Source organism: Actinomadura sp. NPDC049753 (assembly GCF_040674655.1).
GTDB classification, from domain to species: Bacteria; Actinomycetota; Actinomycetes; order Streptosporangiales; family Streptosporangiaceae; genus Spirillospora; species Spirillospora verrucosospora.
Genome location: NZ_JBFARL010000360.1, coordinates 1 through 3,967 on the forward strand (window position 1 = coordinate 1; position 3,967 = coordinate 3,967).

The 3,967-nt window shown below is 78.0% G+C and carries 2 protein-coding genes and 1 pseudogene; all 3 read right to left on the minus strand.

The features are described 5' to 3' along the window. Positions 1 to 45 precede the first annotated feature (45 nt). Complete coding sequence (locus tag AB0K37_RS40755; protein WP_363991231.1) at positions 46 to 1,026, minus strand: hypothetical protein; 981 nt, start codon at positions 1,024 to 1,026, stop codon at positions 46 to 48. A gap of 2 nt (positions 1,027 to 1,028) precedes the next feature. Then, entirely contained in the window at positions 1,029 to 2,288 is a 1,260-nt protein-coding gene (locus tag AB0K37_RS40760; RefSeq protein WP_363991234.1) for a hypothetical protein, read from the minus strand. Beyond that, a pseudogene (locus AB0K37_RS40765) lies at positions 2,288 to 3,967 on the minus strand (hypothetical protein); the annotation flags it as partial. The gene AB0K37_RS40760 and the pseudogene AB0K37_RS40765, both read right to left, overlap by 1 nt.

A 3,967-nucleotide genomic window follows, 5' to 3' on the forward strand; every position in this document is an offset into this window, starting at 1 on the left:
ACACGTGCAGCATGATCTCCTCCTTCGAGACCGCCCGGCCGCGGTTCACCGCCAGGAACTCCAGGACGGCGTACTCCATGGGGGCCAGCCGCACCCCTCGTCCGGCGTCACGCCCGCGTCGCCCCGGCACAGCGCCAGCAGCGCGGCGGCGCCCTCCCGCGCGGGGTCGTCCGGCGGCGCCAGCTCGGCGAGGGCGTCCAGGCCACCGAAGTCGCGGGCGCGCCAGCAGCGGGCGACGGTCCTGGCGAAGCGGCCGGCCCCGCCGTCCGTGACGCCGTCGCGCAGGTCGAACGCGGACGCGTGCGAGGCGTGGTTCTGGGCGGTGGCCCAGACGGCGGGCGTCGTGCCGACCAGGCGCTGCGCGGCGCCGTCCGGGTCGGCGGTGTAGGTGACGAACGTCAGCCGCGCCGCCGCCGAGACCGGCAGCGAGTACGACACGACCGCGATCCAGCGGGCGATCGCCTCTACGTCGTCGGCGACGAGGACGACCCGCCCGTGGCCCCGCTGGAGCACGCCCGCGACGGCGTCCACCAGGCGGGCGAGCAGCGCGTACGGGTCGCCCGGACCGGCGGAGGCGAGCCACCCGGCGAGGGCCTCCGGATCGAGCGCGGATCCCGGCGTCAGCTCCTCCAGCGGGTCGAGGGCGGGCCCGGGTGCGGGCAGCGCCGTCCAGTGCGCGGCCTGCCACAGCTCGGCCGGCCGCAGCCCCTCCAGCTCCTCGGGCTCGGCCACCACCGCGTGCGCGAAGAAGTTGCCGTAGCGGCCCGAGTAGTCGCGGCCGAGGTAGCGGCACCGCAGCAGCAGGGGGCGGCCGTCCACCTCGTCGTACAGCAGCGAGACGGGGAACAGGTCGAGCTCGGCGTCGCCCGGCGACAGCGGCGCGTCCGGCGGCGGGCGGTACGACAGGTACGGCGTGACCGCGGCCCGCGTCCCGTCCGGCAGGCCGGGCGTCTCGGCGACGAACTGGAACCCGGCCCGGCCGGTGGGCCCGCTCCGGGCGGAGGTGTAGTGCAGCTGCCAGGCCACCGCTACGCCCCTCCCGGCCGGACGCCGTCGAGCATCCCGAACCGGTACAGCAGCCACAGCAGCGGATCCTCCGCCCGGTAAGGCCGGACGCCGCCCGCGCCGACGCGCCCCTCCTCCGGGACGCCGCCGAGCGCCGACAGGCCGAACAGCGCGTGGTCGGCGTACTGCTGCCCGAGGTAGGTGTCGAGCCGCCCGGCCTGCCAGTCGTGCAGGAGCGCGCGGACCTGCTCGTTCACCGCGTCCCGGTCGTCGAGGTCGAGGACGCCCTGCCCGGACCGCGACCGGTGCAGCGCCGACTGGCGCAGCAGCCCCGGCCGCAGCACGTCGATCTTGGTGAGCGCGACCGCGACGGGAACGGGCAGCGGCTCGCCCGGACGGGTGCCGTGCCGCAGCCGCAGCGCCTCGGTGACGCGCGCGATGACGTCCAGCGGGTCGCCGTCCGGATCGGCACCGCCCGGATCGTCCCCGGCCGCGCGCGGGCCCGGCACCGTGTCGAGCACGCCCGGCCGCGCGCCCGGCAGCTCCAGCGGGTCGACCAGGAAGATGATCGCGTCGGCGGCCTCCAGGTACCGCAGGTGCAGGTCGGTGGCCTCGCGGCTGCGCAGGTCCTCTCCCGCGGTGTCGAACAGCACCAGCGCCAGCGAGTCGTTGCGGGGCCGGGCGAAGCGCCCCTTGCGGGTCCGGGTCCGGGTGAGCAGGTAGACCAGCGGCTCGCGCGGGCCGGTCGCGGCGCTCGGCGTCGTCGGCAGCAGCCGCCGCTCCTCCAGCAGCGGCCGGGCGAAGTCGCGCTTGTACCGCTCGATCGTCCGGTCGTCGCACGCGACCAGCGACGCGTCCAGCTCCGTCCCGACCCGGTTCATCAGCTCGTGCAGCAGGACGGCGATGTAGGTGCTCTTCCCGGCGTTCTTCGCCCCGACGAGCGCGACGATCCGGCCGGGGGAGTCGCAGTACGCCGACGGCAGCGGGTTGTGGCACTCGGGGCAGGCGCGGTTCCCGGTCGGCACCCCGCACCCGGGGCAGTCGGCCCGGCCCTTGCGCCCGGGCGCGGCGAACACCGGCGGCAGCGACGCCCCCGCCGTCGACCCGGTGTACTCGGCCAGCCGCTCGTCCAGGACGGGGACGCAGCCCTGCCGGCGCCCGGACTGCCCCCGGCACCGGAACAGGATCCGCTGCGGCGCGACGGAGGCGAAGCAGTAGGGGCAGGTGATGCCCTGCCGGGACGGCATGCCGGGGATTCCCACCCGGGCCAGGGGTCTCGTCATCAGGGGACCTGGAGTCGGCGGACGGGGGGATCGCTCAGCTCGACGGCGTCGTCGTCGGCGAAGCAGCGCAGCCAGTACGGGCCGGACGCGGACGGCGCGCCAAGGGACAGCTCGCCCGGCACGGGCACCCGGTCCCACGCGCCGAGGGTCTCGCCGTCGGCGGCGCGCTGAGGCATCACCCGCCCGGCGCGCAGCACCAGCGACAGCCGCGCCACCCGCAGCGGACGGGACGAGTGGAGCCGGACCGTCAGCGTCCGCCGCCACGGCGGACCCGACCGCACCACGTCGTAGTGGACGATCGTGCGCGCCGCGACCTCCGCGGTCGCCGGCGGGCCGGTCATCCGCGCGCCGCCCACCGTCCCGGCCGCGGCGACGGACAGCTCGACGGGCGCGTCCTCGGGGACGGGCAGCCGGATCCCGCCCTGGGTGTCGTAGGCGGCCCGGGTGACGCTCTGCGCGGCCTGGACGGGGACGTGCGCGGAGTCGCCGGACCGCGCGGCCTCCGCCCCGGCGGGCCGCCCGATCCGGTAGGCGACGTCGACCTCCGCGACGTCGGGCGGCCAGTCGAACCCGACGTGCACGTAGGCGCCGCGCCGCTCGGCGACCAGCCGGCGCGGCGGCGGCAGGTTCACATGCCGGTGGTAGGCGCCGATCGCGGCCGTGCCCTCCGCGACCGTCACCGCGAGCAGCCACCCCCCGGCGCCCGGCCGCACCGCGAGCCCGCCGTCCGTCTGCGCGCACGCGAGCCGCCGCGTCTCCCGCCGCACCTCCTCCAGCGGGACGAGCGCGCTGCGCGGCCACGGCGGAGGACCCGGGCAGAGCACCAGCTCCACCGTCCCGTGCGCGGGCGGCGCGAACCGGGCCCGCACCAGCCCGGGGTCGGCCGCGTCGGTCTCGGCGGCCAGCTCGTACACCGGCTCGGGCGGCGCGCTCGGCGTGGCCGACGCCCGCACCCCGTCGGTCACGACCTCGCGCCCGGACGCGTCGAGGTAGACGGCGGCGATCCGGTAGTGGTGCGTCCGCCCGTTCGGGACGCGCTCCCGGAACCCGTCCCGGCCCGCGGCGACGTCCTGGCCGTCCCGCACGACGACGACCCGCACCGCCTCCGCGGGGCACCGCCAGCGACCCGTGACCTGCCCGTCCCCGGCGGTCAGCTCGACCTCGCCCGGCTCGGGCCGCACGACCACCGGCCCGGCCACCGCCGGCGCCGCGGCGGCCTCGCCCCGCACCGCGACCACCCCGTAGTACAGCGGCACGTTGACCGGGGGGCGTGCGTCCAGCGCCCCGCCGACGGCCGTGCCGTCGCGGACGTCGCGGGGCGCCCTGCCGGTCCGCCGCACGACGTGGTGGACGACCTCGCCGCCGGTGGACGGCGAATCCTCCCAGGACAGCCGCACCGCCGCGCCGTCCACGTCCGCGTGGACCGCGGGGACCGGGCGCGGCGGCAGGCGCCGCTGGTGGGCGGCGGCGCCCGGCAGGTCCCGGACGAGGCGCAGCGCGTCGGCGAGCAGGCGGTGGGCGCGGTCCGGGTCGGGCTCGGCGGACGCGGCCTCGCGCAGGCGCAGCGCGGTGCCGAGGCGGTGCCAGCGGCTTCTGGGGTTGCTGGAGCGCTGACGCCGGGGCGCCGCACGCGCCCCGCCCGACCTTCCGGACGCTCCGGACCCGCACGGGTTTGGAGC